Annotated in this window: 25 protein-coding genes; 9 read left to right on the top strand and 16 right to left on the bottom strand. The window is 70.9% G+C overall.

Annotation, left to right across the window (positions count from 1 at the left end; genetic code table 11):
* Positions 1-78: 78 nt before the first annotated feature.
* Together OG496_RS20220 and OG496_RS20215 are read right to left on the bottom strand one after the other, a co-directional pair.
* Positions 79-1083, bottom strand: a complete 1005-nt coding sequence (locus OG496_RS20220; protein WP_405971868.1) for a zinc-binding dehydrogenase — start codon at positions 1081-1083, stop codon at positions 79-81.
* Positions 1080-2237 carry a mandelate racemase/muconate lactonizing enzyme family protein gene (locus OG496_RS20215; RefSeq protein ID WP_365300054.1) on the bottom strand — a complete coding sequence of 386 codons (1158 nt, stop codon included), beginning with the start codon at positions 2235-2237 and terminating at the stop codon, positions 1080-1082. Before OG496_RS20215 ends, OG496_RS20220 begins: the two co-directional genes overlap by 4 nt.
* 414 nt (positions 2238-2651) lie before the next feature.
* On the opposite strand from OG496_RS20215, the gene OG496_RS20210 reads away from it, so the two are divergent.
* On the top strand, positions 2652-3389 hold the full coding sequence (locus OG496_RS20210) for a hypothetical protein (protein WP_405971867.1): 738 nt from the start codon (positions 2652-2654) through the stop codon (positions 3387-3389).
* A gap of 34 nt (positions 3390-3423) precedes the next feature.
* On the opposite strand, the gene OG496_RS20205 is transcribed toward OG496_RS20210, so the two are convergent.
* Positions 3424-3861 (bottom strand): MarR family transcriptional regulator, encoded by a 438-nt coding sequence (locus OG496_RS20205; protein WP_366491072.1) that lies wholly within the window; start codon positions 3859-3861, stop codon positions 3424-3426.
* Positions 3862-3988: 127 nt separating this feature from the next.
* Here OG496_RS20205 and OG496_RS20200 point away from each other — a divergent pair, with 127 nt between their 5' ends.
* The gene (locus tag OG496_RS20200; RefSeq protein WP_405971866.1) at positions 3989-4987 is read left to right on the top strand and encodes an NADP-dependent oxidoreductase; all 999 of its coding nucleotides are present in this window, start codon (positions 3989-3991) and stop codon (positions 4985-4987) included.
* Between the two features lie 58 nt (positions 4988-5045).
* Here OG496_RS20200 and OG496_RS20195 read toward each other — a convergent pair whose 3' ends face one another.
* The gene (locus tag OG496_RS20195) at positions 5046-6200 is read right to left on the bottom strand and encodes a serine hydrolase domain-containing protein (RefSeq protein ID WP_405971865.1); all 1155 of its coding nucleotides are present in this window, start codon (positions 6198-6200) and stop codon (positions 5046-5048) included.
* The gene (locus OG496_RS20190; RefSeq protein WP_405971864.1) at positions 6197-8782 is read right to left on the bottom strand and encodes a M14 family zinc carboxypeptidase; all 2586 of its coding nucleotides are present in this window, start codon (positions 8780-8782) and stop codon (positions 6197-6199) included. Before OG496_RS20190 ends, OG496_RS20195 begins: the two co-directional genes overlap by 4 nt.
* A gap of 195 nt (positions 8783-8977) precedes the next feature.
* On the opposite strand from OG496_RS20190, the gene OG496_RS20185 reads away from it, so the two are divergent.
* Positions 8978-9841 carry a hypothetical protein gene (locus OG496_RS20185; protein ID WP_405971863.1) on the top strand — a complete coding sequence of 288 codons (864 nt, stop codon included), beginning with the start codon at positions 8978-8980 and terminating at the stop codon, positions 9839-9841.
* A 26-nt stretch (positions 9842-9867) separates the two neighbouring features.
* Positions 9868-10665: an EI24 domain-containing protein gene (locus OG496_RS20180; RefSeq protein WP_405971862.1), complete on the top strand. Its 798-nt coding sequence runs from the start codon at positions 9868-9870 to the stop codon at positions 10663-10665.
* Here OG496_RS20180 and OG496_RS20175 read toward each other — a convergent pair.
* The gene (locus OG496_RS20175) at positions 10660-11922 is read right to left on the bottom strand and encodes a pyroglutamyl peptidase (RefSeq protein WP_405971861.1); all 1263 of its coding nucleotides are present in this window, start codon (positions 11920-11922) and stop codon (positions 10660-10662) included. The two genes, OG496_RS20180 and OG496_RS20175, sit on opposite strands and share 6 nt — an antisense overlap.
* Positions 11923-11998: 76 nt before the next feature.
* The gene (locus OG496_RS20170; RefSeq protein ID WP_405971860.1) at positions 11999-12967 is read right to left on the bottom strand and encodes a LysR family transcriptional regulator; all 969 of its coding nucleotides are present in this window, start codon (positions 12965-12967) and stop codon (positions 11999-12001) included.
* A 49-nt stretch (positions 12968-13016) separates the two neighbouring features.
* Here OG496_RS20170 and OG496_RS20165 point away from each other — a divergent pair, with 49 nt between their 5' ends.
* Together OG496_RS20165 and OG496_RS20160 are read left to right on the top strand one after the other, a co-directional pair.
* Entirely contained in the window at positions 13017-13406 is a 390-nt protein-coding gene (locus OG496_RS20165) for a RidA family protein (protein ID WP_405971859.1), read from the top strand.
* Between the two features lie 25 nt (positions 13407-13431).
* A complete protein-coding gene (locus tag OG496_RS20160) occupies positions 13432-13797 on the top strand; it encodes a YrdB family protein (protein WP_405971858.1) in 366 nt (121 codons plus the stop codon).
* Positions 13798-13848: 51 nt separating this feature from the next.
* Here OG496_RS20160 and OG496_RS20155 read toward each other — a convergent pair whose 3' ends face one another.
* Complete coding sequence (locus OG496_RS20155; RefSeq protein WP_366491080.1) at positions 13849-14454, bottom strand: TetR/AcrR family transcriptional regulator; 606 nt, start codon at positions 14452-14454, stop codon at positions 13849-13851.
* Between the two features lie 107 nt (positions 14455-14561).
* Between OG496_RS20155 and OG496_RS20150 the strand changes: the two genes are divergently transcribed.
* The gene (locus OG496_RS20150; protein WP_405971857.1) at positions 14562-17045 is read left to right on the top strand and encodes a beta-glucosidase; all 2484 of its coding nucleotides are present in this window, start codon (positions 14562-14564) and stop codon (positions 17043-17045) included.
* Between the two features lie 82 nt (positions 17046-17127).
* On the opposite strand, the gene OG496_RS20145 is transcribed toward OG496_RS20150, so the two are convergent.
* Positions 17128-18108: an aldose epimerase family protein gene (locus OG496_RS20145; protein WP_405971856.1), complete on the bottom strand. Its 981-nt coding sequence runs from the start codon at positions 18106-18108 to the stop codon at positions 17128-17130.
* A gap of 10 nt (positions 18109-18118) precedes the next feature.
* Positions 18119-19024 carry an SGNH/GDSL hydrolase family protein gene (locus OG496_RS20140; protein WP_405971855.1) on the bottom strand — a complete coding sequence of 302 codons (906 nt, stop codon included), beginning with the start codon at positions 19022-19024 and terminating at the stop codon, positions 18119-18121.
* Between the two features lie 254 nt (positions 19025-19278).
* Here OG496_RS20140 and OG496_RS20135 point away from each other — a divergent pair, with 254 nt between their 5' ends.
* The gene (locus OG496_RS20135; protein WP_366491084.1) at positions 19279-19773 is read left to right on the top strand and encodes a DUF3145 domain-containing protein; all 495 of its coding nucleotides are present in this window, start codon (positions 19279-19281) and stop codon (positions 19771-19773) included.
* A 72-nt stretch (positions 19774-19845) separates the two neighbouring features.
* On the opposite strand, the gene OG496_RS20130 is transcribed toward OG496_RS20135, so the two are convergent.
* The 5 genes from OG496_RS20130 to fasR form a co-directional block, all read right to left on the bottom strand.
* A complete protein-coding gene (locus OG496_RS20130; protein WP_327404364.1) occupies positions 19846-21117 on the bottom strand; it encodes a beta-ketoacyl-[acyl-carrier-protein] synthase family protein in 1272 nt (423 codons plus the stop codon).
* Between the two features lie 115 nt (positions 21118-21232).
* Positions 21233-21481 carry an acyl carrier protein gene (locus OG496_RS20125; RefSeq protein WP_015660680.1) on the bottom strand — a complete coding sequence of 83 codons (249 nt, stop codon included), beginning with the start codon at positions 21479-21481 and terminating at the stop codon, positions 21233-21235.
* Between the two features lie 105 nt (positions 21482-21586).
* The gene (locus OG496_RS20120) at positions 21587-22582 is read right to left on the bottom strand and encodes a ketoacyl-ACP synthase III (RefSeq protein WP_366491085.1); all 996 of its coding nucleotides are present in this window, start codon (positions 22580-22582) and stop codon (positions 21587-21589) included.
* Positions 22583-22600: 18 nt separating this feature from the next.
* Positions 22601-23518, bottom strand: a complete 918-nt coding sequence (locus OG496_RS20115) for an ACP S-malonyltransferase (RefSeq protein ID WP_405971854.1) — start codon at positions 23516-23518, stop codon at positions 22601-22603.
* Positions 23519-23607: 89 nt separating this feature from the next.
* Positions 23608-24813 (bottom strand): fatty acid biosynthesis transcriptional regulator FasR, encoded by a 1206-nt coding sequence (gene fasR / locus OG496_RS20110; protein WP_328683584.1) that lies wholly within the window; start codon positions 24811-24813, stop codon positions 23608-23610.
* 73 nt (positions 24814-24886) lie between these two features.
* On the opposite strand from fasR, the gene OG496_RS20105 reads away from it, so the two are divergent.
* The gene (locus OG496_RS20105; RefSeq protein ID WP_405976652.1) at positions 24887-25537 is read left to right on the top strand and encodes a pirin family protein; all 651 of its coding nucleotides are present in this window, start codon (positions 24887-24889) and stop codon (positions 25535-25537) included.
* A 21-nt stretch (positions 25538-25558) separates the two neighbouring features.
* Here OG496_RS20105 and OG496_RS20100 read toward each other — a convergent pair whose 3' ends face one another.
* Positions 25559-26383: a serine hydrolase domain-containing protein gene (locus OG496_RS20100; protein ID WP_405971853.1), complete on the bottom strand. Its 825-nt coding sequence runs from the start codon at positions 26381-26383 to the stop codon at positions 25559-25561.
* Positions 26384-26398 lie beyond the last annotated feature (15 nt).

The raw sequence follows: 26398 nt of genomic DNA, 5'->3' as shown, positions 1-26398 counted from the left end.
CGGGGTAGAAAAAAGCTCTGGTGGTACGCCGGCACGGGGTGGTCAGGTCACTCCGTGCCGGCGTACGGCTGGGGTTTCCTACGGCCGCAGCAGCACCTTGCCGACCTTGGGATCGCCGGACCCCACCAGCTCGATGGCCTGCGGGAACTCGGCGAGCGGCAGCTCATGGGTGACCAGGGGAAGCGGATCGAGCAACCCCGCCCCGAACACCCGCACCGTGTGCGCCCAGGCGTCCGGCGGTGCCCCGAAGACGGTGTGCACCTCCAGCTGCCGTACGACGAGATCGGTGGGGTCGAGACCCTCGGCGCCCGGCGCGGGGATACCGGTGAGAACGAGGCGTCCGCCGCGCCGGAGCAGGGAGGCGGCGGTGCGCGCGGCGGACGCGGACCCGGCGGTCTCGATCACGACGTCGAAGTCGTCGGGCAACTCCTGGTCCCTGGTGAGGAATCGGCTCGCGCCGAAGTCCTTCGACAGCTTCGCGCGGTCGGGCCGGGTGCCCACCACGAGCAACTCGGCGGGCGAGCCCGCCTTCAGGAACTGCACCGCGAACATCCCGAGCGTGCCGGTACCGACCACCGCGACCCGCTCACCCGGCCGCGCGTTGGCCTTGAGCGCGGCGGCCGCGATGCAGGCCGCCGGTTCCAGCAGCGCCGCCGCCGTCAAGTCGGCCTCGTCCGGGAGGACATGGAGGAGCCGGGCGGGGAGGGTGAGGGTGGCGGCCATCGCGCCCGGCTGGGTGAAGCCGGTCTCCTCGTAGCCCGCCGTGCACAGGGTCGTCTCGCCCGCGTGACAGCGGTCGCAGACCTGGCAGTTGCGGAAGCCCTCGCCGACCACCTTGCGGCCCACGAGAGTCGCGGGCACCCCGGTGCCTACGGCCTCCACCGTGCCGGACCACTCGTGGCCCGGGGTGAGGGGGTAACGGACGTAGCCCTCGGGCCTGTTGCCCTGGTACACCTCGCGGTCGCTGCCGCAGATGCCGACCGCGTGCACGCGCACCAGCGCCTCGCCCGCGTCCGGCTGCCGCGGCTCGTGCGAGGCCAGCCGGTGCTCGCCCGGTGCCTCGATGACGACCGCGGTGCTCACTTCGAACCCTTCGGCTTGCGCTGCTCCCAGCCGTCCGCCCAGAGGTCGAACCGCGCCTGCTGCTGCGGGAATTCGGCCGCCGCGTCGGTGTCCAGCTCGACGCCGAGACCGGGCGCGTCCGAGAGGTGGAAGTAGCCGTCGATCACCTGCGGGGCGCCCTTCACGACCTTCTTGATGTCCGCGTCCGCGAAGTCGTTGAAGTGCTCCAGGATCTTGAAGTTCGGCGAGGAGAAGCCGACTTGGAGCGAGGCGGCGGTCAGGACAGGGCCGCCCACGTTGTGCGGGGCGACGAGGACGTAGTGCGCCTCGGCGGTGGCGGCGAGCTTGCGCGTCTCCCAGATGCCGCCGATGTGGCCGACGTCGGGCTGGATGATGTCGACGGCCTGGCTCTCGAACAGCTCGCGGAACTCGATCCGGTCGTGGATGCGCTCACCCGTCGCGATGGGGATGTCCACCTTCGCGGCGACCTTCTCCAGCGCCTTCAGGTTCTCCGGCGGAACCGGCTCCTCCAGCCACGCGGGCTTGAACGGCGCGAGTTCGTGCGCGAGCCGTACGGCGGTGGAGGGCGAGAACCGGCCGTGCATCTCCAGCATCAGCTCGGCGTCCGGACCGATCGCGTCCCGCACGGCCTCGATGAGGGAGACCGCGTACAGGGTCTGCTCGTGGTCGAGTTCGAAGTGACCGGTGCCGAAGGGGTCGATCTTCAGCGCCTTGTACCCGCGCTCCATGACCCCCTGGGCGGCCTTGTGATAGGCCTCCGGGGTCCGCTCGGTGGTGTACCAGCCGTTCGCGTACGCCTTCACCTTGTCGGTGACCTTGCCGCCGAGCAGCTGCCACACCGGCACGCCGAGGGCCTTGCCCTTGATGTCCCAGCACGCCATCTCGATCACGGCGATGCCGGACATGACGATTTCACCCGCGCGCCCGTAGTCGCCGTACTTCATCCGGCGTACGAGGTCTTCCACGGCGAACGGGTCGGAACCGAGAATGTGGTTTGCCTCGGCCTCGCGCAGGTAACCGATCAGCGCGTCGGTGTGGCCCAGCATCCGGGTCTCGCCGACGCCGGTGACGCCCTCGTCGGTGTGCACTTGGACGTACGTCAGATTGCGCCATGGCGTCCCGACCACGTGCGTGCTGATTCCCGTGATGCGCACGGCAGATGCCCCCTGTGCTCTTCAGTGCTGTTCGAAATTTCGGCTCACGTTCGAAATGCTGGGCAGACAGTAAGGACGGCGGGGCGGGGGTGTCAATGGGTCGAACATGTAACGGTTTCGGCAAGAGGTGCGATCGGCGTACCGCTCGGCCGCGTCGGTTCGTGTCGATTCTTGTAGTTTCCCGCCACGTCCCTACACAACTTTCACAGGCGCGCCTATGAACGTTACCTGTCAGGAACTTAGTCTTCCCGCGTCATGGACTACTGCCACCCCTGCGGCCGGCACCTGAACGGCGCCCTCGCGTGCCCGGGGTGCGGCGCACCAGTCGAAGCCCCGGTCGAGTCAACTCGCGCCCACGCGCGCGCAGTTGACGCGCGTTCACAAACGGACGGCGCCCCGCGCGAGGACGCGGGCGTGCCCGGCGACGGGCATGCGGAAGACGACGGGGACGGCGAGCCCCAGGGGCGCGCCGCGCGGCGGAGGAGTCGCGGGCGCGGGCGGGCCGGCGGCGACAGCGGCGACTTCGACGGCGACACCGAGAGCCCGTACGACCAGGGCGCCGAACACCAGGGGCGCGCCGCGCGGCGGAAGAACCGCGGACGGGGCCGGGACGAGAGCGCCCTCGCCATGGCCGGGGACGACGGCGACGCCGGGAGCCCGGACACGGCGAGCGCGAGCCGTCGCGATCGCAAGGCCGCGGCACACCGCCGGCGGCGGCGCCGGGTGCTTCTCATAACGGCCGGTTTCGTACTGGCGGCGGGCGGCCTGAGCCTGGCAGAGCTGGGCACGGACGCGCCGTTCTCGACCCAGAGGTCCGCGGCGCCCGGCGCGTCGGCGGAGGGCGGGGCGGACGCGGAGGCCAGCCAGACGGCCGAGCCCCTGGACGTCACGAAGACCGTCGGAACCAGCGCGGGTACGGCGTCCCCGGACGCGTCGGCATCACCGTCCGCGTCGCCCTCGAAGTCCGCGAAGGAGACGAAGGACCCCGAGGAGTCGCGGACCCCGACCACAGGCGCCGGCACCACGTCCCCCGCGTCGACGTCCTCGACGGACCCGGCCACCACCCCGTCCTCGGAACCGTCGTCCTCGGACCCGAGCCCGACACCGTCGCCCTCGGAAACCTGCAAGCAGATCCTCTGGTGGTGTTCCTGAGCCGCCCGGCTCAGACGCCCGTGGGTGGCTCGGCTCAGACCTCCAGCATCCGCCGCAGCAACCCCCGCAACGCCAGCCGCTCCTCGTCCGACAACCCGGCCAGCGGCTCGCGGGCGAACCGCAGCGACTCCCGCAGGCTACGGGCCACTTGGCGCCCCTCGTCCGTGGCCGCCGCCAGCTTCACGCGCCGGTCGGCGGGGTCGGGGCGGCGCTCCACCAGGCCGCGCGTCTCCAGCCGGTCCACGATCCCCGTGACGTTCGACGGCTCGCACTTCAGCTTGCGCGCCAGCTTGCGCATCGGCAGCGGCTCCAGGGACAGCAGGCTGAGCAGCCTGGCCTGCGCCCCGGTCAGCTTGTGGTCGCCCGCCGCCTCCTCGTAGTCCTGGTAGAACCGCGCCACGACATCGCCGATCAGCTCGACGACCTCCATGGTCACGGGGTCGGAGCGACGCGTCTTTTCGGGTGTGGCCATGGACTCAAGCGTACCCGGTTACTTGACATCATGAAATATTCAGGGGCATGGTTGTTTCAGGTACTGAAGTATTCGGCAGTATGCGAACCACCCCGCACGGCCCCCTGCACTACGAAAGGCGCTTGTGATGATCAACCGCGAATGGCACCTGCTCAGCCGCCCGGTCGGCTGGCCGAAGCCCGAGGACTTCGCCCTGGTGGAGACCGAGACCCGGGCCCCGGCCGAGGGCCAGGTGCTGGTGCGGAACAAGTACCTGTCGGTCGACCCGTACATGCGCGGCCGCATGAGCGCCGCCAAGTCGTACACGGCCCCCTTCGAGCTCGGCAAGGTCATGCAGGGCGGCGCGGTCGGCGAGATCGTCGAGTCGAACGCCGAGGGCTTCGCGGCCGGCGACCACGTCCTGCACTTCGGCGGCTGGCGCGAGTACGCGACCATCGACGTCAAGGGCGCCGTCAAGGTCGACCCCGACCTCGCCCCGCTCTCCACCTATCTCGGCGTCCTCGGCATGACCGGCCTCACCGCCTACGCCGGCCTGCTGCGCACCGCGTCCTTCAAGGAGGGCGACTCGGTCTTCGTCTCCGGCGCCGCGGGTGCCGTGGGCAGCCAGGTCGGCCAGATCGCCAAGCTCAAGGGCGCCTCCCGGGTCATCGGCTCCGCCGGTTCCGACGACAAGGTCAAGCTCCTCGTCGAGGAGTACGGCTTCGACGCGGCCTTCAACTACAAGAACGGCCCGGTCGGCAAGCAGCTCCGCGAGGCCGCCCCGGACGGCGTCGACGTCTACTTCGACAACGTCGGCGGCGACCACCTCGAAGCGGCGATCGGCTCCCTGAACGAGCGCGGCCGCATCGCGATCTGCGGCATGATCTCGGTCTACAACAACACCGAGCCCACCCCCGGCCCGAAGAACCTCGGCCGCCTCATCCAGACCCGCGGCCGCATCGAGGGCTTCCTCGTCGGCGACCACTACGACCTGCAGCCGCAGTTCGTCCAGGAGGTCGGCGCGTGGGTGGCCTCCGGCGAGCTCAAGTACCGCGAGACGGTCGTCGAGGGCATCGAGAACAACCTGGAGGCGTTCCTCGGCCAGCTGCGCGGGGAGAACACCGGCAAGATGATCGTCAAGCTCTGACGCGAGACGTTTCCACGACGAGGCCGCACCCCTGGACGTGGGGTGCGGCCTCCGTCCGTCACTGGGCCAGCGCCGCGCTGTGCACCGCCCGTACCAACCCCTCGTTCTCCAGGGCCGCCCCGCCCGGGAAGGCGAAGCGGCGCCGGGTGTAGCCGTAGGCCAGGCCGCTGCGGGGGTCGGCGAAGGCCTGGGAGCCGGCCGCGCCGCTGTGGCCGATCGTGCCGGCGCCCAGGAACGGGTACCAGGCGTCCGCGGTCGCCTGGAAACCGAGGCCGTACGCCCGGTGCGTGCCGGTCACCACGTCGTACCCGACGGAGTGCAGCTGGCCGAACTCCGCCGCCGTGTCCGGCTTCAACAGCGCGGCCCTGTCGTCGACTTCGCTGATCGCCGCCGCGTACAGCCCGGCGAGACCGCGCGCCGACGCCACCCCGCCGACCGAGGCGGGCCCCTTCGCCCGGATCACCCGTTCGTTCGGCAGCGACTCCAGGACGGTCGGCTGCGCCGCGTGCTCGTTGAACGCGATCGCGGCGAGACTGTGCGGCCCGGCCGGCTCCGCCGCACGCGCGGCCTCCTGCTCCGGGGTCAGCAACTGGGGCTGGACGGTGCGGAATCGGGGCTCGTGCACCGTCGGCAGCCCGAGGAAGAAGTCCAGCCCGTACGGCGCGCGCACTCTCTCCTCGTGCACGTCCCGGAGCGAACGGCCCGTGGCCCGCCGTACGATCTCGCCGGTCAACGCGCCGATCACCAGGGCGTGATAGCCGAAGACCGTGCCCGGGCGCCAGAACGGCCGCTGGTCGGCGAGGCGTTCGGCGACCGCCCGGTCGTCGGCCAGCTCGTCGAGCGTGAACCCGGTGTCCGTGCCGACCAGCCCCGCCCGGTGCGCGAGCAGCTCGCGCAGTGTCAGCGCGCCCTTCCCCTCGGACGCGAACTCCGGCCAGTAGTACGTCACTTTGCGGTCCAGCTCCAGCGTGCCGTCCTGCACGAGGAGCGCCACCACGAGGTGCGCGGCGCCCTTCGTGGACGAGAACACGCCATAGAGCGAGTCGCCGTCGGTACCAGGTGGCCCCGCCCACAGGTCGACGACCCGCCGGCCGTGTACGTATGCACACAACTGGCCCTCATAATCGGCGCGTTCGACCGCCACCATCGCGGCGAACTCCTCACGCACCGTCTCGAAGCCGTCGGCTACGGTGCCGTGGATCTCCTGGGTCATCTGCTCTCCTCGACTGATCCGCTGCTCGCGTGTGCCCATGCGCGTGTGCCGTCGTTCGTGTGTGCCATGGTGAACAACGCCCGTCCGACCTGCGGGAGTTCCCCCTTGGGATGATCCCGGAAGAGGGGCTCCGTGCCGAACAGGACGGCGTGTCGGCCACTGACGACCGAGGGCCGCCCCGCCGCGCCCGCGGGACCGCCGGAGCCGTCGGCCCGCGTCCGCCAGTGCCCGGCGAGGAGAGGATTTCCGGTCGCGTACGACTGCTCGACGCGGACCGCGGGGCCGAGTCCGGTGAACCAGACCGGCGCGTAGACGAAGCCGTAGGACGGGGCGCCCGCTGTGACCTGGCCTGAATTCACCACCCGTACAACGCCGTTGGCCTCCTCGGTGCCCTCGACGGGCGTGGCCGTCAGCAGTCCGGTCGCGGAGGCGAACGCGGCGCCGGTGACGCCCCGGCCGACGAGTCCGTGCCCGGACGAGAGGAAGGTGCCCAGGGCGGTGCGGGCGGTTGGGGTCAGGTCGCCGTACTCCAACTCCGTGGACACGAACAGCACATCCGCCCTCGACCAGTCGAACCCGGCGTTCAGGACGTCCGTCGACACGGGCGTGACGTCGAAGCCCATCTCCCGCAGCGCGAACAGCTCACCTGAGGTGACGGCCGCGGCGACGCGGACGGGGTGAAGTGCCGTGATGCCGGGGAGGGTTGTGGCCTCGAACGCCACGTCGTACGTCTGAGCCGCCGTGGTCGCCCTCGTCCGCGCCGAGGGCGTGTCCGGCACGATCGCGCTGCCGTCCGCTGCCTGCCGTACCGGAATCCCTTGACGGAGAAGCGAGTTGAGGGCCGCGAACTCGGCCGGGTCGGTGAGACGGAGGCGGAGGTCGCCGTGCGGGGCGACGCGGGCGACGGGGGAGGGGGCGGCGACGGTGGTGAGAGGCGCGGTGGGGAGGCTGGGTACGGGCTCGACCGTGGCGCCCCACAGCCGGCCCAGGCTCCAGGCCGAGATGTCGTACATCGCCGTCACCTTGCCGCTGATGTCCCGGCCGTCGGCCAACAGGGCGTTCGCCAGGCCGCGTTTGGGCTGGCGCATGTCGACGACGTACGCGCCGGTCGCCGCGCGTAGCACGCGGACGTCGTTGGCGACGAGGTGCGCGACGAGACGGGCGCCCGCGGTGTCGGCCGCAATGGTGTAGGCGCGGGGGAATTCGGTCGTGTAGACGTCCTCGGGGCCGATGCCCGGGACCCCCGGCACGGTCCCCGCCGACACCGGCACTTGTTCGGCGCCCGTCGCGCCCCGCCGGAACATCTCGATCTGGTCGGCGATGAGCGAACTGCGGTGGGAACGGGCGAAGTCGAGGGTCGAGCGCATGGCCGCGCCCGCGACGGCCACGTCGATCGCGGCGCGGCGGTGCAGCTCGGCGGTGGGGAGGGTGTCGTAGGCCGCGTTGTTGACCTGGAGCGGGATCTCGACCGTGTGGGCGGCCACCGCGCCCTGGAAGGCCGCGTACTGCGGGGTGAAGACCGGGGGCCAGTCGTCCCAGCCCTCCGCCTGGTCCCGGAAGGGGATCTGGACGGGCTCGACGCCGTCCTTGGCCGGTGTGTAACCGAGGCCGTTGACGGCGGTCTCCATGCCCAGGGCGTTGGCGTAGGTGTTCTTGAGGAAGAGGTCGTACTCGTAGTTCTCGCCGTGCGGGGGAGTGGTCGGCTCGATGAGGGTGCCGTTGACGTAACCGTGCAGGTCGAGCAGGACGGCGGGCTGTTTGTCGATCGTGAGCGCGCGGATCGCGCGGGCCTCGGGCTGGGACGCGGTGATCAGGTCACGGTTCAGATCGAAGCCGTTGGCGTTCACGCGGGTGCCCGCGATACGGCCGTCGGGGTTCGCCGTGATGTTGAAGTAGAGGCGGCTGTGCGCCAACAGGTCTTTTGTCTTGGTGTCGTTGGAGGTGGCGAGCTGCTGGATGAGGTCGAGGGAGGCGTCGGTGCCCTCGCGTTCGTCGCCGTGGATGTTGTTGTCGAAGAGGACCGGGGTCTTGTAACCGGCCTTGATCTCAGGTGACTTGGCGGCGGTGGCGGGCGCGTTCTCGATGAGGTCGCGCATCCGTTCCTGGGCGGTGGCCTGGTCGGCGGTCTCCGGGGCGGTGACCGTGACGAGGTAGAGCCGGTGCCCGCCGGCCGAGACGCCCGCGACCTCGACACTCACCCGATCGCCCAGCCGCTGGAGGGAGTTCAGGCGCGGGGCGAGGGCGTGGTACGGGGTCAGCCCGAGCTTGAGGGACGTGTCGGCGGGGTTCGCCGGGTCGGGGGAGAGGACCTGGCGGCGGGGATAGCCGAGGCTGGGGTCGGTGCGCGGGACGGTGGCGGTGAGGGCGCGGCGGGCGGCGGCGGCCGGGGCGAGGCCGGCGTACCGGTCGGGGCCGGAGCCCTCACGGATGGTCGGGTCGGGCGCGGAACCCCGGCGGGGGACGGGCCGGGGCGTGGCGTCCGCCGTGCGGGGCTGGAGCAGGAGCGAACCGGCGGCGGTGGTCAGGGCGACGGCGGTGATCAGAACGGGTCTCGGGGGGACGGCTCTGGCAATGGTGCGCACGCGTACCTCCTCTTTGGTTCCAGAGATCGGTACGGCGAGCCGCACCTGTTCGACTCAACGGTGAACAGGAAGTTGTCGGTGTCGTCGATGCCCCGGATGGCGCATTCGCGGGGCCGGGGACGGGGCATGCTGAGCAGAGGCAGCGGGTGCGGCCGGCTGTGCATGACCGCGTACGGCGAGGAGGTCCCAGGTCCCATGGCAACGATTCCTTCGATCCCCAGCAGGGACGAGGTGCTGCGGATGGCGCGCAGCACCACCGACATCACCGGCCAACTCCTGGACACGGCCGGGAACATCACCAGGATCGCGATCAACACCCTTGATCCACGGGACGGTTCGGGCGCGGAGGCGCTACGGGTCCTGCGCGAGACCACCGCCGAACTGGCCGAGGCGAGCGCGTCGCCGCAGGCCCAGGAGGCGTTCTACCGCATCGTCGACACCCTGACCCGACTCGGCACGACCGGCGCGCCGCTTGCCGTGCACCCGGTGAGCGCACCGGCGCAGGCGCTGCTCACGGTGCTCGGCGACAGCCTGCTGCCCGTCCTGGACGCGGTGGAACCGGCGGTCGAGGAGTTCGCCACGGCACTCGGCGACCTGGTCGAGGCGGCGTCCCCGCTGTTGCCCGCGGCGGCGGGGGTGGCCGCGGGCGTCCTGCTGGCCCTCACCCCGCTGATCCGCGCGCTGGCCGACACCCTGGCCGACGCGTCCCCCGAACTCCGGCGCGTGGCCGAGGCGTTGACGGCGGCGCTGGCTCCGCTGCTGCCGTTCCAGGTCGCCCTCGCGCAACGGGCGGCGACCGCGGGCGTGAACGTGATCCGGGCCGCCCTCCCGCCCCTCGCCGACCTCACGGAAGCCGCGGCGGCGACCACGAAGGTGGCCGGCCCGGTCCTGGTCGCGGGCGAGGAACTCCTGGTCTCCGCCCTGGAACGCGTCCAGCCGGCCCTCCTCGCGGCGACCTCCCGCGCGGGCCGGGTGGCCCGGGCGACGGCGGTACGGGTGACGGCGGCGGTGTCGCCGGCGGCGGACCGGGGGGTTGTGGTGGCGGTGGCGACCACATAGCGCTGACGCTGAGTAAAGTTCACCCTATGCATGATCTTGGCGCGGGATTCAGCTATCTCCTGAAGGGCCAGCGCTGGATGGCGCGGCACGGGAGGCACTACGGCTTCGGGCTGATCCCCGGCCTGATCACGCTGGTCCTGTACGTGGCGGCGCTGGTCGCGCTGGCGCTCTGGGGCCAGGACTTCGTCACCTGGGCGACGCCCTTCGCGGACGACTGGTCGAGCCCGTGGCAGGGCCTGTTCCGCGGCTTCCTCACGGCGGTGCTGTTCGTACTGGCCCTGCTGCTCTCGGTGTTGACGTTCACGGCCGTCACGCTCCTCATAGGCCAGCCGTTCTACGAGACCCTCTCCGAGAAGGTCGACCGGGACGTCTCCCCGGACGGCACGGCCCCCGAATCGGGCCTCCCCCTCTGGCACGAACTGTGGATCTCGGCCCGCGACAGCCTCCGCATCCTGGTCCGCGCGGTGCTGTGGGGCGTCCTCCTCTTCGCCCTGGGCTTCGTCCCGTTCATCGGGCAGACGGTGATCCCGGTGATCGGTTTCTTCGTCACCGGCTTCTTCCTCACGGAGGAGCTGACGGCGGTCGCCCTCCAACGCCGGGGCGTCGACCTCCGCGCCCGCCTCACTCTCCTCCGCTCCCGCAAGACCCTGATCTGGGGCTTCGGCACCCCCCTCGGCCTCTCCTTCCTGGTCCCGTTCGTCGCGGTGTTCCTGATGCCGGGGGCGGTGGCGGGGGCGACGATGATGGCGCGGGACCTGCTGGGGGAGGAGACCGAGGGGGAGAGCGCGGAGGACGAGGGCGAATCGTCTTCTACGACGCTATGAACCGGCTGTCGCGTCCATCGCCACCGTCACCATCGCCCTGACCTGCGCGATGATGTCCACCCGGTTCCGCACGAACTCCGGATCGGTGATCGCCCCGGTCGCCGGGTCCGTGTTCCCCGCCCCGAACTGCAGCACCGGCGTGTGGATATGCCCGCCCGGCAGCGAATCGTGCAGCCCGAGCCGATCCCGTAGCAGAGTCGCCCGGTAGGCGATCTCGTTGGAGAGATAGTTGCCGCCGCCCCCGGCACGGGCCGTGGACCCTTCGGTGGGCCCGTCCGGCCGTACGACAGGAGCGGTCGCGCCCGCCGGGATCTCCGTCACCTCGGTGTGGTCGTAGACGGGGAACCGCCCGGTGTCGGCGGCCACAATCGCCTTGTACAGCAGGGTCGTTGACGTCCACTGGGGCTGCGAGGCCGGGTCGGCGACGGGCACGGTTTCGGTCTTCGACACGTTGTCGTTGTCCGGATACCCGCCCCGCCAGGCCCCGTTGGTCCGCTCGACGTCGAAACGGCCCACCCGCCCCTGACTCACGGTCGTGAACAGATCCACCTTCGGCAGATACGGCCGCAACGCCCGCTCCACGGTCCCGTCCGCGAAGTCCGCCCACCGCACGGGGAACATGGCCGTCTCGATCCGCGCCGGCCCGTCCGCCGTCTGGATCACCGTGCCGTCGAGCGCGAGCGCGGTGGCCCCGGACGGATTGGAGATCCGGATGTCCGCGTCCAGCGTGAACGGGTCGAACCCGGTGACGAGAATCCGCTTGATCCCCGCCTCCCCCTTCTCCCGGGGATACCGGATACTGCTCTGCCCCCGCGAAGTCGTCTCCAACTCGGAGAGCAGAGCGTTCCGTTGGCCATCACTGATCCCGAACTCGGGCTCCCAGCCCCGCACTTCCCGAGTCATCCCCAACCGTGCCCAGTACAACGGCCGATCGTCGTCCCGGCTGAGATCCCCGCCGGCCGGCCCCCGCCCCTGCGCCCGGTCGACCGCCCGCCGCCACAGCGCGGTTCCTTCGCGTACGACGACGCGGCGGGCCTGCGCGTAACTGCGCGCGGCTTCGAGCGCGTGGGTGAACTCCGGCGCCACGGTGTCGAATCCGGAGTGTTCGAGGATCTCCTGGGGGACCGCCTTGTCGAGCCGCTGCTCCTCGACGGTCGGGGAGAGGGTGGTGTCGGCCGCCGCCCCGGTACTGGGAGCGGAGAAACCGGCCAGCAGGGCCAGTCCGAGGATGCTGGTCCGAACTCGTATGACGTTCAAGGTGGTTGAGGCCTTCCGTTCGCAGTGGGGTGCGGTGCGGTGCCGGACGGCCGCAGTATCGCGTGACGGGAGTGGTCTACGCCACGGGTGCGCCGGACGACCCGATCCGCCTCGCCTCCTCCTCCAGCACCCCGAGGAACGCCGCCCCCGCCACCGACAGCGCCCGCCCCCGAACCGTCGCTGCATACACCGCCCGAGCCGGCGCCCCTTCGTCCAGCACCGGTACCAACGCCACGTCAGCCCGTATGGCCCCGGAGGCAAGGGACGGCACCAGGGCCACGCCGAGCCCAGCGGCGACGTACCCCTCCTTCGCGGTCCACTCGGCGACGACGTGGGCGATACGCGGCCGGAACCCCTGTCGCAGGGCCGCGTCGAGAAGGGTGCCCTCGGGGCGGGTGCTGCCGGATATCCAGTCGGCGTCGGCGAGTTGGGCGAGCTGGACCGGTCCCTGCCCCGCGAGGGGGTGGTCGGCCGGTACGGCGACGTACAGCGACTCGTCGAGGAGATGGTGGAGTTCGTACGCGTCGAGTGGCGCCCGTCCCGTCGTGGAGACGATCGCCAGGTCGAGGTGCCCGGAGGTCAGCCGGTCCAGGAGGTGCGGGGTGAGGCCCTCCTCGCGGGACAGCCGTACCCCCGGGTGCCGGTCCCGGAACGCGGCGAGCGCGCGCGGCACCAGCGCCGAGTCGGCCGTCGCGAACGCCCCGAACCGCACCCGCCCACCGGCCACTTCACGCAACGCCGTCAGCTCACGCACCGCCCCGTGCAGCGACTCCGCCACCGCCTCCGCATGCGGTACGAGCACCTGCCCCGCCTCCGTGAGCCGCACACCCCTCGGCAGCCGGTCGAACAACGGCGCCCCGCCCAACGCCGCCTCCAGTGAGGAGATCTGCCGCGACACCGCGGACTGCGTCCACCCCAACACCCGCGCGGCCACCGTGAACGAGCCGTGCCGGGCGACCTCCAGGAACACCCGCAGCCACACGGTGGAGAGGTCGGGAACGGTGTCGTCCGGTGAACTGCCATGCTGGATGGGCATGTCAGTCATGCTAGACATTCGCTTGTCGCACCGCAGAGCCGGACCTAGCGTCGACGCCATGCGCATCACCCTGGACAACCCGGCTTCCGCACCCCAGCCCCTGAGCCCTTACTACTCCCAGGTCGCCCGCGTCGAACACCCCGACGGAAGCGCCCTGTTGTTCCTCTCCGGCCAGATAGCGGAGGGCGCCACCCTCGCCGAACAGAGCCGAGCCGTCTTCAAGACCATCGCCGCCCTCCTCAAGGCCCACGGCGCGACCCTTGCCGACGTCATCAACATCCGCACCTACCTGACCGACATCACCAGGCTCGACGAATACGGCACCGTACGAGGGGAGTTCCTCACCGGCACCCCGCCCACCAGCATGACCTTCGAGGTGCCCCGCCTGTTCCGGCCGGAGGCGCTGATCGAGGTCGAAGTCGTGGCCGTCGCCCCCGCGACAGGGTGATCCCCTCCGGGCGATACTGCCGCCCATGACGGCAGCGAAGGCAGTGAAGGCAGTGGACACGGCCAAGGCGGCGAACCTCGGCGTCCTCTTCGCCATCGAGGTCGGCGCTCTCGTCGCCGTCGGCTACTGGGGGTTCACACGGGATCTCGCCACGCCGCTGACCTGGCTGCTCGGTGTCGGTGGGCCTGTCGTGCTCGCCGTGTTGTGGGGGTTGTGCGGGTCGCCGAAGGCCAAGTACAAGGTGCGGGGCGCCGGCCGGGTCGGGTTCGAGGTGGTGTGGTTCGGGGCCGGGGTCGTCGCGCTGGTCCTCGCCGGGGTCTACGACTGGGCCCTCGTCCTCGCCCTCGTGTGCGTGGTGAGCAAGACGCTGGCCGTCATCTGGCGGCAGTAGCGCGGGAGTTGACCGACCTGGAGCCGGCCGCCCTCTACGCCTCCTCGCTCCCTATGCCTCCTCGCCCCCCTGCGCCTCCTCGCCCAGCAACGCCAGGAAGTCCCTGAACGCCCCCGGCATGTCCACCGACTCCGGATCCAGCAGCCACTGGTACTGCAGCCCGTCCATCACCGCCACCAGCAGCGGAGCCGCCCGCTCGGGCGTCAGGCCGTTCGGCAGGCGGTCGCCGTACTCGGCGCGCAGGACCCCCGCCATGTTCGCCCGCACCCGGACGTACCGCTCGGTGAAGTAGTCCCGCGCCGGATGCCCCTCCGTGACGCTCTCGCCGAGCAGCGCGGAGAAGGTCTGGATGATGCCGGGCCGCATCGCGTTGTACTCGACCAGGGAGGCCAGCAGGTCGACGCGCCACCGGCTGTCCGGTACGGCGTCCCACTGGTCCCGTTCCTCCAGGACGGCGACGAGCAGCGCGTCCTTCGTGGGGAAGTAGTGCAGCAGACCCTGCTGGGTCAGGCCGACCCGCTCCGCCACCGCCGCCAGGCTCGCGCCCCGGTAGCCGCGCTCGGCGATCACCTCCAGGGCCGCCCGCACGATCTCGGCGCGTCGTTCCTCGCGCCGGGTCCTGGAGTTCGTGGCGTTCATGGCGTCACCGTACGACACCCGGCGACCGTTCACATAACAGCAAGGTTACGAAACCTACCGCTCTACAGGTAACCGATGCACGATGGAGGCACGGCACCACACGGACTCAACGAGGAGGCACCGGGATGGCGGGACCCCGTAAAGCGGTCGAAGCGGATGAAGCGGTCGGAGCAGTCGACGCAGTCGTCGAGGCGGCCCTCGGCAAGCTCGGCCTGGATGCCAAGGCGCGGCTGCTCGCCGGGCAGGACATGTGGTCGCTGCCCGCGCTCCCGGAGATCGGCCTGACGTCCCTCGTCATGTCCGACGGCCCGATCGGCGTCCGGGGTGTGCGCTGGACCGCCGACGACCCCTCCGTCGCGCTGCCGTCCCCCACCGCCCTCGCCGCCGCCTGGGACCCCGAACTCGCCCACCGGGCAGGCGTGTTGCTCGCCCAGGAGGCCCGCCGCAAGGGCGTTCACGTCCTCCTCGCCCCGACCGTCAACCTCCACCGCTCCCCGCTCGGCGGACGGCACTTCGAGGCGTACAGCGAGGACCCGTACCTCACCGGACGGATCGGCGTCGGGTACGTGACAGGCGTACAGGCAGGCGGCGTCGGCACCACCGTCAAGCACTTCGTCGCCAACGACGCCGAGACCGACCGCTTCACCGTCGACAACGTGATCTCCCAACGCGCCCTGCGCGAGCTGTACTTGGCCCCCTTCGAGCTCATCGTCGAGAACGCCCACCCCTGGGGCATCATGACCGCCTACAACACGGTCAACGGCACGACGATGACCGAGCACCGCTACCTGGTGAACGAGATCCTGCGCGGCGAATGGGGCTTCGACGGCTTCAACGTCTCCGACTGGACCGCCGCCCGTTCCACCGCCGGCGCCATCGAGGGCGGCCTCGACGTCGCGATGCCCGGCCCGAAGACCGTCTACGGCGAGGCCCTCGCCCGGGCCGTGCGCGACGGCGAGGTCGAGGAGGCCACCGTCGACACCGCCGTACGGAACGTGCTGCGGCTCGCCGCCCGCGTCGGCATCCTCGACGGCGCCGAACCCGTCGTCGCCGAAGCCCAACTCCCGTCCCCTGTCGACGGCGAGACCCTCGCCCGCGAGATCGCCCGCCGCTCCTTCGTCCTCGTCCGCAACGAGAACGACGCCCTCCCGCTGAAGCCGAACGGCACCGTCGCGCTCCTCGGCGCCGCCGCCCGCGACGCCCGCGTCCTCGGCGGCGGCTCCGCCATCGTCTTCCCGCCCCACGTCGTCTCCCCGCTCGACGGCCTCACCGCCGCCCTCCCAGAAGGCACCCTCACCTACGCCGTCGGCGCCGACCCGAACACCGAACTCGCCGACGCCGACAAGGGGTTCGAGCTGCGCGCCGTCTGCCGGGACGCGGCGGGCCAGGTCATCGGCACCGCCTCCGCGCCCAGCGGACAGCTCCGGTGGATGGGCGCCGACCTCCCCGAGGGCGTCACCCACGACACCCTCCACACCGTCGAACTCGCCGGCACCTTCACCCCGCGCGACACCGGCCAACACACCTTCGGCATCAAGGGACTCGGCGCCTTCACCCTCACCGTCGACGGCACGACGTACTACGACGACGTCCAACGCCCGCTCAAGGACGACCCGTTCAGCTCCTTCTTCGGCGCCCCCGAACCCCGCGCCCGCGTCGACCTCACCGCCGGCACCCCGGTCGAGGTGTCCCTGACCTACGTCGTGAGCTTCTCCGAGAACCGCGACCTCAAGGTCATCGGCTTCTCGCTCGTCCACCAGGAACCGCAGCGCGACCCGGACGAACTCATCGTCGAGGCCGTCGAGTTGGCGCGTACCGCCAGCGCCGCCGTCGTCGTGGTCGCCACCACCGAACGCGTCGAGTCGGAGGGCTACGACCGCACGAACCTCCAACTCCCCGGCCGCCAGGACGACTTGGTGCACGCCGTCGCCGCCGCCAACCCGAACACCGTCGTGATCGTCAACTCCGGCTCCCCGGTCGAACTGCCCTGGCGCGACGAGGTCGCCGCCGTCCTGCTCGGCTGGTTCCCCGGCCAGGAGGGCGGCGCCGCCCTCGCCGACGTCCTCACCGGCATCCACGAACCCGGCGGCCGGCTCCCCACCACCTGGGGCTCCCTCACCGACGCCCCGGTCACCCAGGTCGTCCCGGCGGACGGCCAACTCCCGTACACCGAGGGCGTGTTCATCGGCTACCGCGCCTGGGAGAAGGAGGGCCGCACCCCGTCGTACCCCTTCGGGCACGGCCTCGGTTACACCGACTGGAGCTATGAATCGATCGAGGGGGAGATCGAGGGCGGCGGTACGTCCGTCACCGTCCGTGTCACCAACTCCGGTGCCCGGCACGGCCGTGAGGTCGTCCAGGTCTATCTGGCCCCCGTCGAGACCGACACCGAGACCGACCCAGAGCGTCCCGCACGCTGGCTGGCCGGATTCGCCGGTGTCGAGGCCGGGCCCGGCGAGAGCGTCGACGTGGTCGTCGAACTTCCGCGCCGATCTTTCGAGATCTGGGATGAGACGGCGAACGCGTGGGCATTTGTAAAGGGTTCGTACGAGATCCAGGCCGGGCGCTCGATCACCGACCGCAGGGTCGCGACGACGATTAACGTCTGACCCGGGACGCCGTCCCCCTCAGACAGCCCCGGTCCGGGACCTGACCCCTGGACCGGGGCTCATTCTTGCCCCGGCACCCGACTCAGCGGGCCGAGAAGCCGTACACCGTCTCCGAGCGGTAGGTGTCGCCCGGGCGGAGTTCCGTGCTCGGGAACTCGGGGCGGTTCGGGGAGTCCGGGAAGTGCTGGGTCTCCAGGGCGATCCCGGCACCCGGGGCGAACGGGTCGGCCAGATGCTCACCGGTGTAGAGCTGGATGCCGGGCTCGGTCGTCGCCACCGTCAACACCCGCCCGGACGCGGGGTCGTGCAGCTCGGCGATCTCGACGGCGGCCGGGGTCACACCCTTGTCCAGCACGAAGTTGTGGTCGTAGCCGGAGCCCACCTTCCGCGCCTCCCGGAAGTCGAAGCGCGTGCCCGCCACGTCGTCGAGCGCGCCCGTCGGGATCAGATCACCGTCGACCGGCGTGAACCGCGAGGCGGCGAGCCGGAGTTCATGACCACCCGCGCCGCCCGCGCTGCCCGCGCCGCCCAGGTCGAAGTAGCTGTGGTTCGTGAGGTTCACGACGGTCGGCGCGTCCGTCGTCGCCTCGTACACGAAGCGCAGTGCGCCCGACTCGTCCAGCGTGTACGTCGCCGTGACGTCGAGCCGCCCCGGGAAACCCTCCTCGCCGTGCGCGCTGACCCGGCTGAGCCGCAGCCCGTGCTCGATGGGCTCGACGTCCCACACCCGCTTGTCGAAGCCGCGCTCGCCGCCGTGCAGGGAGTTGGGCGCGTTGTTCTGCGCCAGCGAGTACGTGACGCCGTCCAGCGGGAAACGGCCGCCCGCGATCCGGTTCGCGTACCGCCCCACCAACGCCCCGAGATACGGCTCGGGATGGGCGAGATAGCCGTCCAGATCCGCGAACCCGAGCACCACGTCCGCCACGTGCCCGTCCCGGTCCGGCACCTCCACCGACTGCACGATCCCGCCGTACGACAGCACCCGCACCCGCACACCGGCCCGCTCCAGCGTCCAGCGGTGCACGGGCGTGCCGTCGGGAAGGGTGCCGAAAAGTTCGCTCATGAGGGAAACCCTAGGTCAAGGGTGTGCGCGCGGTGACGCGACGGTAGGCGATCTCGGCGAGCCGCGCCTGGCCGTCCGTGCTCGGGTGGAACCAGTCCCAGTGGCTCAACTGGTCCGTGCCGAAGCGGTAGTCGTAGACCGCGCCCCCGTCGAACCGGCACCGCTCGTCCGTCGCGCACACCTGCTCAAGCACCTTGTTGTACGCCTCCACCCGGTCCAGCACGGTGTCGCGCCGCTCGGTCGCCGCCGAGTCCAGGGCGTCCGCGTCGGCCAGCATCGAGGGGCAGATGCCCAGCTTCCAGATCTCCTTGCCCATCGGGTTGGTCCGCCCCTGCGACCAGAGCCGCTTGAGATTCGGCACGCTCGCGACGTAGACCTGTGTCTTCGGCAGTGACCGGCGCAGCGTCTTCAGCGAGGTCTCGAAGTCGGCGCGGAAGTCCGCGACGGAGGTCATGGCCGAGGTCGAGGCCGCGCAGGCGTCGTTCGCCCCCACCATCACCGTGACCAACTGGGGCTTGTGGGCGGCCGCCTGGCCGATCTGCGCGGGCAGGTCGGCCATCCGCGCCCCGGTCTCCGCGTAGTTCCAGCTGCGCGTGGCCGCGCCCGTCTTCCCCAGCAGCCGTACGGCGAGACTGTCGACCGAGGCCGAGCTGCCCGTCGCCCAGGACACCTCCGGGCAGTCCGACAGGACCGAACAGGCGTCGAAGCCGCGGGTGATGGAGTCGCCGACCGCCGCGACCGAGGACGGGCTGCTGTCCCACAGCGGGGCGGGGGAGGGCTTCGCCTTGGCCGCCGTACCGCTCTTGCTGTGCGTGCCGGCGGAGCCACCCCCGCCGGAGTCGCAGCCGGCGGCTCCCAGGACGGTCGCCGCCACGACGGCGAGCACGGCCTGTGAACGGTGACGTCGGATTCGCATGCCCTGGCCCAGCCCCTTGGTGTCGTGTCACATCTCAACCCATAACAACGCGCGAGGGTTCCCGAATGTGTGCGATGCAACGGCGCACCCCCGTACAAGCGTCCCCATGGGTGAATGGCGGCGTTTCCTGGCACCGGGAGGGACGGTACGTCACACTCCGCGCGCCGCCGCACGGTAGCCTCGCCCTCAACGTGGCTGCCCTGCCGCCGCCGTTCGCCAGTCAGCAAGATGCCCCGCTCTGTCCGGAGGTCCCGGTGACGACACGTGGAGTTCTGTACGTGCACTCCGCGCCGCGCGCGCTGTGCCCGCACGTCGAGTGGGCCGTCGCCGGGGTGCTCGGCACACGCGTCAGCCTCGACTGGATCCGACAGCCCGCCGCCCCCGGAACCTGGCGCTCCGAATTCTCCTGGCAGGCCGAGGCGGGCACGGCCTCCAAACTCGCCTCCGCCCTCCGCGGCTGGCACCTCCTCCGCTTCGAGGTGACCGCCGAGCCCAACCCCACCGCCGAGGGCGAGCGCTACAGCTGCACCCCCGACCTCGGCATCTTCCACGCCGTCACCGGCATCCACGGCGACATCCTCATCCCGGAGGACCGCCTCCGCGCGGCTCTGGCGAGATCTCAACAGGGCGAGACCGACTTGGAAGCGGAGATCGCCAAGCTCCTCGGCAAGCCCTGGGACGACGAGTTGGAGCCGTTCAGGTATGCGGGCGAGGGCGCTCCGGTGCGCTGGCTGCACCAGGTGGTGTGAGTTCCTGTTCCGGACGTGCTTGAAGGGCCCCCACCGATCGGTGGGGGCCCTTCAGCGTCGTACAGGCAATTCTCAGACCGTCCGGAACGCCAGCACCACGTTGTGCCCACCGAACCCGAACGAGTCGTTCAGGGCAGCGATACGGCCCTCGACAGGAAGCTTGCGGGCCTCGCCGCGGACGACGTCCGCGTTGGCCTCCGCCTCCGGGTCGAGGTTCTCGACGTTGATGGTCGGCGGAGCGATGCGGTTGTACAGCGCGAGCACGGTCGCGACCGACTCGACACCACCCGCGCCACCCAGCAGATGCCCGGTCATGGACTTCGTCGCGGAGACCGCCATGTGGTCCGCGTCGTCGCCGAACACCTTGCGCAGCGCCTTGAGTTCGGCCACGTCACCCGCCGGCGTCGACGTCGCGTGCGCGTTCACGTGCACGATCTCCGCCGCGTCCAGATCGGTGTTGTCCATCAGGTTCCGCAGGGCCTGCGAGATGCCACGTCCCTCCGGCTCCGGCTGCACGATGTCGTGGCCGTCGGCGGAGATGCCCTGCCCGACCGCCTCGGCGTACACCCGGGCACCGCGCTTCGCGGCGTGCTCGGCGGACTCCAGGACCAGGACGCCCGCGCCCTCGCCGAGGACGAAGCCGTCGCGGCCGGTGTCGTAGGGACGCGAGGCGCCCTGCGGGTCGTCGTTGTTCTTGGACATCGCCATCATGTTGCCGAACGCGGCGATGGGGAGGGGGTGGATGGCCGCCTCCGTGCCACCGGCGACGACGACGTCGGCGCGGCCGGTGCGGATCATCTCGATGGCGTAGCCGATGGCCTCGGCGCCGGAGGCGCACGCGGAGACCGGCGTGTGCACGCCCGCGCGGGCGCCCACGAGCAGACCCACGTTGGCGGACGGGCCGTTCGGCATCAGCATGGGGACGGTGTGCGGGGAGACGCGGCGGACGCCCTTCTCCTTCAGTACGTCGTACTGGTCGAGCAGGGTCGTCACACCACCGATGCCGGAGGCGATGACGGTGCCCAGACGGTCGGGGTCGACCGCCGGGTCCTCGCCGGCCTTGTCGGTGAAACCGGCGTCGGCCCAAGCCTCCTTGGCCGCGATCAGCGCGAACTGCGCCGAGCGGTCCAGGCGGCGGGCCTGCGGGCGCGGGATGACCTCGGAGGGGTCCACAGCGGCCGGCGCGGCGATACGGACGGCCTGCTCGGCGGCCCACTCCTGCTCCAGGGGCTTCACGCCGGACTTGCCGGCGATCATGCCTTCCCAGGTAGAGGCTGCGTCGCCACCCAGCGGTGTGGTTGCGCCGATACCGGTGACGACCACGGTGCGATTGGTCGGGCTCACGGGAATTCTTTCTCCAACGGTACGAGGATTAAGCGGCGCCACCGCCGGGTGGCGGGGCCATGCAGCCGGGCCTATGGGGCGGCTCGGACCAGGTGGTCCGGGCCTAAGGGGTGGCTCAGGCCTGGTGCTTGAGGATGTAGTCGGTCGCGTCGCCGACCGTCTTGAGGTTCTTGACGTCCTCGTCGGGGATCTTGACGTCGAAGCGCTCTTCGGCGGCGACGACGACCTCGACCATGGACAGCGAGTCGACGTCCAGGTCGTCGGTGAAGGACTTGTCCAGCTGGACGTCCTCAACCGGGATGCCGGCGATCTCGTTCACGATGTCGGCGAGACCGGCGACGATCTCTTCCTGAGTGGCGGCCATGTCAGGCGCTCCTTCTTTGTGATCCAGAGGGTGTGGCGTTCCCGCCGCGGCAGCGGCGGGTGAGTACAGCCGTACCGGATCCGATGATGATCCGGCACGGAGTGCCTAGGGGAGGGTAACGACCGTCGCGGCGTACACGAGACCCGCCCCGAAGCCGATGACGAGCGCGGTGTCGCCGCTCTTGGCCTCGCCGGTCGCCAGAAGCCGCTCCATAGCGAGCGGAATCGAGGCGGCCGAGGTGTTGCCGGTGGTGCGTACGTCACGCGCGACCGTGACGTGCTCCGGCAGTTTCAGCGTCTTCACCATCGAGTCGATGATCCGCTCGTTGGCCTGGTGGGGAATGAAGACATCCAGGTCGTCCGGGGTGATCCCGGCCGCGTCCAGCGCCTGCTGGGCGACCTTCGCCATCTCGAACACGGCCCAGCGGAACACCGCCTGGCCCTCCTGCGTGATCGCAGGGAACTTGCCCGTGCTGTCGTACTCGGTCCACGGCACGGTCTGCTTGATGGTGTCGGACTTGTCGCCCTCCGAACCCCACACGGTCGGACCGATCATCGGCTCCTTGGCGGGGCCGACCACGACCGCGCCCGCGCCGTCACCGAACAGGAAGGCCGTCGCGCGGTCCTCCAGGTCGGTCAGGTCGGACAGCCGCTCCACGCCGATGACGAGCACGTACTCCGCGCTGCCCTCGATGACCATGCCCTTGGCGAGGGTCAGGCCGTAGCCGAAGCCGGCGCAGCCCGCCGAGATGTCGAACGCGGCGGCCTTGTTCGTGCCCAGTTTGTCGGCGATCTCCGTCGCCACGGCCGGGGTCTGCTTGAAGTGCGAGACCGTGGCCACGATCACGCCGCCGATCTGCTCGGCGGTGATGCCCGCGTCCGCGATCGCCTTGCCGGACGCCTCGATGGACATCGCGGCGACGGTCTCCTCGTCGTTCGCCCAGTGCCGCGTCTCGATGCCCGAGCGCGAGCGGATCCACTCGTCGGACGAGTCGATCGTCTCCAGGATCACCTCGTTCGGGACGACACGGACCGGCCGGTAACCGCCCACACCGAGGATGCGCGCGTACGGTGCGCCCTTGCTCGGCTTGATCTTCGACATGTTCGTACGGCTCCTTCTTCAGGCGTTGGCGTGCTCTGCGATGAGCTCGCGGGCCGCGTCGAGGTCGTCGGGGGTCTTCAGGGCCAGCGTCTTGACGCCGGGCAGGGCGCGCTTGGCGAGGCCGGTCAGGGTGCCGCCGGGGCACACCTCTAGGAGCGCGGTGACGCCGAGCTCCTTGAAGGTCTCCATGCACAGGTCCCAGCGGACCGGGTTGGCGACCTGGCCGACCAGCCGCTCCAGCACCTCGGCGCCGGTGGCGACGGCCTTGCCGTCCTTGTTCGAGACGTACGTGATCGTCGGGTCGCCGGGCGTCAGTTCCTGCGCGGCCTTGGCGAGCGTGTCGACCGCCGGGGCCATGTGCCGCGTGTGGAACGCGCCGGCCACCTTGAGCGCCACGACCCGTCGCACACCTTCGGGCTTGTCGGCCTCCAGGGCGGCGAGCTGCTCCAGCGTGCCGGCGGCCACGATCTGGCCCGCGCCGTTCACGTTCGCCGGGGTCAGGCCCAGCTTCTCCAGGTGCGCGACCGTGGTGTCCGGGTCGCCGCCGAGCAGCGCGGACATCCCGGTCGGGGTGATCGCGGCGGCCTCGGCCATCGCCAGACCACGCTTGCGTACGAGGGTCAGGGCGGCCGTGTCGTCCAGGACGCCCGCGAGGACGGCGGCGGTGATCTCGCCGACGCTGTGACCGGCGACAGCATCCGGCGACACGGCACCGAGAGCGGCCGCGGAGACCAGTCCGGCGGCGACGAGCAGCGGCTGGGCGACGGCGGTGTCACGGATCTCGTCCGCGTCGGCGTCGGTGCCGTAGTGCACCAGGTCGAGGTCGGCGGCGGCCGAGAGGGCACGCAGACGGTCCTCGACACCGGGGAGGTCGAGCCAGGGAGTCAGGAAGCCGGGCGTCTGGGCGCCCTGGCCGGGAGCGACGAGTACGAGCACTCTCACACTCTCTCTTGGAGACGGGCACGGCCGCCCGTGGGGACAGGGACGAAGAACGGGAAGGGGTTTTGTGGAGCCCCGACAAAAGGCTAGTTCTGGGGATCTCCATCGGCCAGACGTCCCAGGATCAGCGCGATCCGCAGCGTGAACGCCGACCGTACATCCGACGGCGACCAGCCGGTGACGTCAGTCACACGTCGAAGCCGGTAGCGCACGGTGTTGGGGTGGACGAACAGCATCCGCGCGGCACCTTCGAGGCTGCTCGCCTGCTCCAGATAGACACTGAGCGTCTCCAGGAGCGCGGACCCGGCCTCCTCCAGCGGTCTGTAGATCTCCTCCACCAACTGGTCCCGGGCGCCGGGGTCACCGGCCATCGCGCGTTCCGGAAGCAGGTCGTCCGCCAGTACCGGGCGCGGGGCGTCCTGCCAGGCGGAGCACGCCTTGAGCCCGGCGGCGGCGGCCTGCGCGGACCGGGTGGCGGCGAGCAGATCGGGCACGATGGGCCCGGCCACGACGGGCCCGGCCGCATAAGGCCCGATCAGCGACTTGGCGACGGCGAGCGGGTTGTCGCTCCCGCCGGCGATGACGACGAGCCGGTCCCCGAGCACCCCGGTGAGCACCTGCAGCTTTGCGTGCCGGGCGGCCCGCCGGATGGCTTCGACGGTCAGCTCACTGTCGCCATCGGGCGCGGTACCCAGAACGACACACACATGCTCGGGCGAATTCCACCCCAGGGCGGCGGCCCGGCTGACGGCCCCCTCATCGGCTTCGCCACTCAGCACGGCGTTCACGACGAGCGACTCCAGCCGGGCGTCCCACGCGCCGCGCGCCTCGGCGGCCTGCGCGTACACCTGGGCGGTGGCGAAGGCGATCTCCCGGGCGTACACGAGGAGCGCCTCGCGGAGTACGGACTCGTCGCCGGGGGCGGCGACTTCGTCGATGGCGGACTCCATGACCTCGATGGTCGTCCGCACCATCTCGACGGTCTGCCGGAGAGTGATGGCGCGGGTCAGCTCGCGGGGAGCGGTCCCGAACACGTCGGTGGAGATGGCCTGCGGCGCGTCCGGATGCCGGAACCACTCGGTGAACGCGGCGATACCGGCCTGCGCGACCAGCCCGATCCAGGAACGGTTCTCCGGTGGCATCGCCCGGTACCACGGCAGCGTCTCGTCCATGCGCGCGATGGCCTGGGCGGCGAGACTCCCGGACGACTGCTCCAGCCGCTTCAGAGTCGCCGGGTGCGAGTGGGCACGGGGCACGGGGCCTGCGGGTCTGCTGGTTTCGGGTTCGGGCACGGGACAAGACTGCCTTATCCGGACGGCGGTATGCGGTGGCGGGTCTCCACCGAGGGCTACCGTTGTGGGCGTGATGGACGTACGGCGCTCCGTCGAGCGCTACCCAGGGGGTGACCCGCAGGCCGGGATCCAGTCATGGCATGCCTTCTCCTTCGGGCCGCACTACGACCCGGACAACCTCCGGTTCGGCGCGATCATCGCCTGTAACGAGGAACGGCTCGCGCCCGGCGCCGGGTTCGACGAACACCCGCACAGCCACACGGAGATCATCACCTGGGTCCTGGAGGGGGAGCTGAGCCACCGTGATCCCACCGGTCACGTCACCCACGTCCGGCCCGGTGACGTCCAGCGGCTCAGTTCGGGGGCCGGGGTGCGGCACACCGAGCGCAACGACGCCGACGGCCCCCTGACCTTCGTGCAGATGTGGCTGGCCCCCCTGGAACCCGGCGGCGAACCGTCGTACGGGATCGTCCACGGCATCGCGGACTCCACGCCCTACGCCGTGCCGGAGGCCGGTGCGATGCTGCACGTCCGCCGTCTCACGCCCGGTGAGCGCACGGCCGTACCGGACGCCGTGCATGTGTACGTCCATGTGGTGCGCGGTGAAGTGGGCCTGGGCGGGGAGAAGTTGGGGCCGGGGGACGCGGCGCGGATCACGGACGCGCGGGATCTGGTGGTGGAGGCGGCTACCGGGGCCGAGCTGCTGATGTGGGAGATGACCTAGCGCCCGGAGAGCCAACGCCCGTCAGCGCTCGGAGAGTTCGGCGAGTACCGCGTCCGTGAACGGCGGCCACGCCTCGACCGCCCACGGCCCGAACGCCCGGTCCGTCAGTGCCACGCACCCCACGCCCGCCGCCGGGTCGATCCACAGGAACGTACCGGACTGCCCGAAGTGGCCGAACGTGCGCGGGGACGACGAACTCCCCGTCCAGTGCGGGGACTTGGAGTCGCGGATCTCGAAGCCGAGGCCCCAGTCGTTGGGGTTCTGGTGGCCGTAGCCGGGCAACACGCCCTTGGTGCCGGGGTATTGGACCGTCATCGCCTCGGCGACCGTGCGGGGGTCGAGGAGGCGCGGGACCTGGAGTTCGGCGGCGAAGAGGAGGAGGTCGGTGACTGTCGAGATGCCGTCCTTCGCCGGGGAGCCTTGCAGCGAGGTCGAGTTCATGCCCAACGGGGCCAGCACCGCCTGGTGCAGATACTCCGCGAACGGGATCTCCGTCGCCTTCGCGAGATGGTCGCCGAGTTGCTCGAAGCCCGCGTTCGAGTACAGGCGGCGCTGTCCGGGCGGGGCCGTCACGCGGTGTTCGTCGAACGCCAGCCCCGAGGTGTGGGCGAGGAGATGGCGGACCGTGGAGCCGGGCGGGCCCGCCGGTTCGTCCAGCTCGATCGCGCCCTCCTCGTACGCGACGAGGGCGGCGTACGCCGCGAGCGGCTTGGTGACCGAGGCGAGCGGGAAGCGGTGGCCGGTCGGGCCGTGGGTCCCGAGGACGGTCCCGTCGGCTCGTACGACACCTGCCGCGGCGGTCGGTACCGGCCAGTTCTCGATCAGCGCGAGGCTCTGCAAGGACATGCCGTCGAGCCTAAG

The sequence above is a fragment of the Streptomyces sp. NBC_00988 genome (assembly GCF_045162645.1).
Lineage (GTDB): Bacteria > Actinomycetota > Actinomycetes > Streptomycetales > Streptomycetaceae > Streptomyces.
The sequence above is the reverse complement of the archived record's forward strand: the minus strand, read 5'-3'. Positions and strand labels throughout refer to the sequence as shown.

Coding starts and splice junctions, on each gene's coding strand:
- OG496_RS20205 (WP_366491072.1), bottom strand. CDS start 3,861: ATGGCCACACCCGAAAAGACGCGTCGCTCCGACCCCGTGACCATGGAG.
- OG496_RS20200 (WP_405971866.1), top strand. CDS start 3,989: ATGATCAACCGCGAATGGCACCTGCTCAGCCGCCCGGTCGGCTGGCCG.
- OG496_RS20120 (WP_366491085.1), bottom strand. CDS start 22,582: ATGTCGAAGATCAAGCCGAGCAAGGGCGCACCGTACGCGCGCATCCTC.
- OG496_RS20140 (WP_405971855.1), bottom strand. CDS start 19,024: ATGCGAATCCGACGTCACCGTTCACAGGCCGTGCTCGCCGTCGTGGCG.
- OG496_RS20180 (WP_405971862.1), top strand. CDS start 9,868: ATGCATGATCTTGGCGCGGGATTCAGCTATCTCCTGAAGGGCCAGCGC.
- OG496_RS20160 (WP_405971858.1), top strand. CDS start 13,432: ATGACGGCAGCGAAGGCAGTGAAGGCAGTGGACACGGCCAAGGCGGCG.
- OG496_RS20105 (WP_405976652.1), top strand. CDS start 24,887: ATGGACGTACGGCGCTCCGTCGAGCGCTACCCAGGGGGTGACCCGCAG.
- OG496_RS20145 (WP_405971856.1), bottom strand. CDS start 18,108: ATGAGCGAACTTTTCGGCACCCTTCCCGACGGCACGCCCGTGCACCGC.
- OG496_RS20195 (WP_405971865.1), bottom strand. CDS start 6,200: ATGACCCAGGAGATCCACGGCACCGTAGCCGACGGCTTCGAGACGGTG.
- OG496_RS20185 (WP_405971863.1), top strand. CDS start 8,978: ATGGCAACGATTCCTTCGATCCCCAGCAGGGACGAGGTGCTGCGGATG.
- OG496_RS20100 (WP_405971853.1), bottom strand. CDS start 26,383: ATGTCCTTGCAGAGCCTCGCGCTGATCGAGAACTGGCCGGTACCGACC.
- OG496_RS20170 (WP_405971860.1), bottom strand. CDS start 12,967: ATGACTGACATGCCCATCCAGCATGGCAGTTCACCGGACGACACCGTT.
- OG496_RS20125 (WP_015660680.1), bottom strand. CDS start 21,481: ATGGCCGCCACTCAGGAAGAGATCGTCGCCGGTCTCGCCGACATCGTG.
- OG496_RS20165 (WP_405971859.1), top strand. CDS start 13,017: ATGCGCATCACCCTGGACAACCCGGCTTCCGCACCCCAGCCCCTGAGC.
- OG496_RS20150 (WP_405971857.1), top strand. CDS start 14,562: ATGGCGGGACCCCGTAAAGCGGTCGAAGCGGATGAAGCGGTCGGAGCA.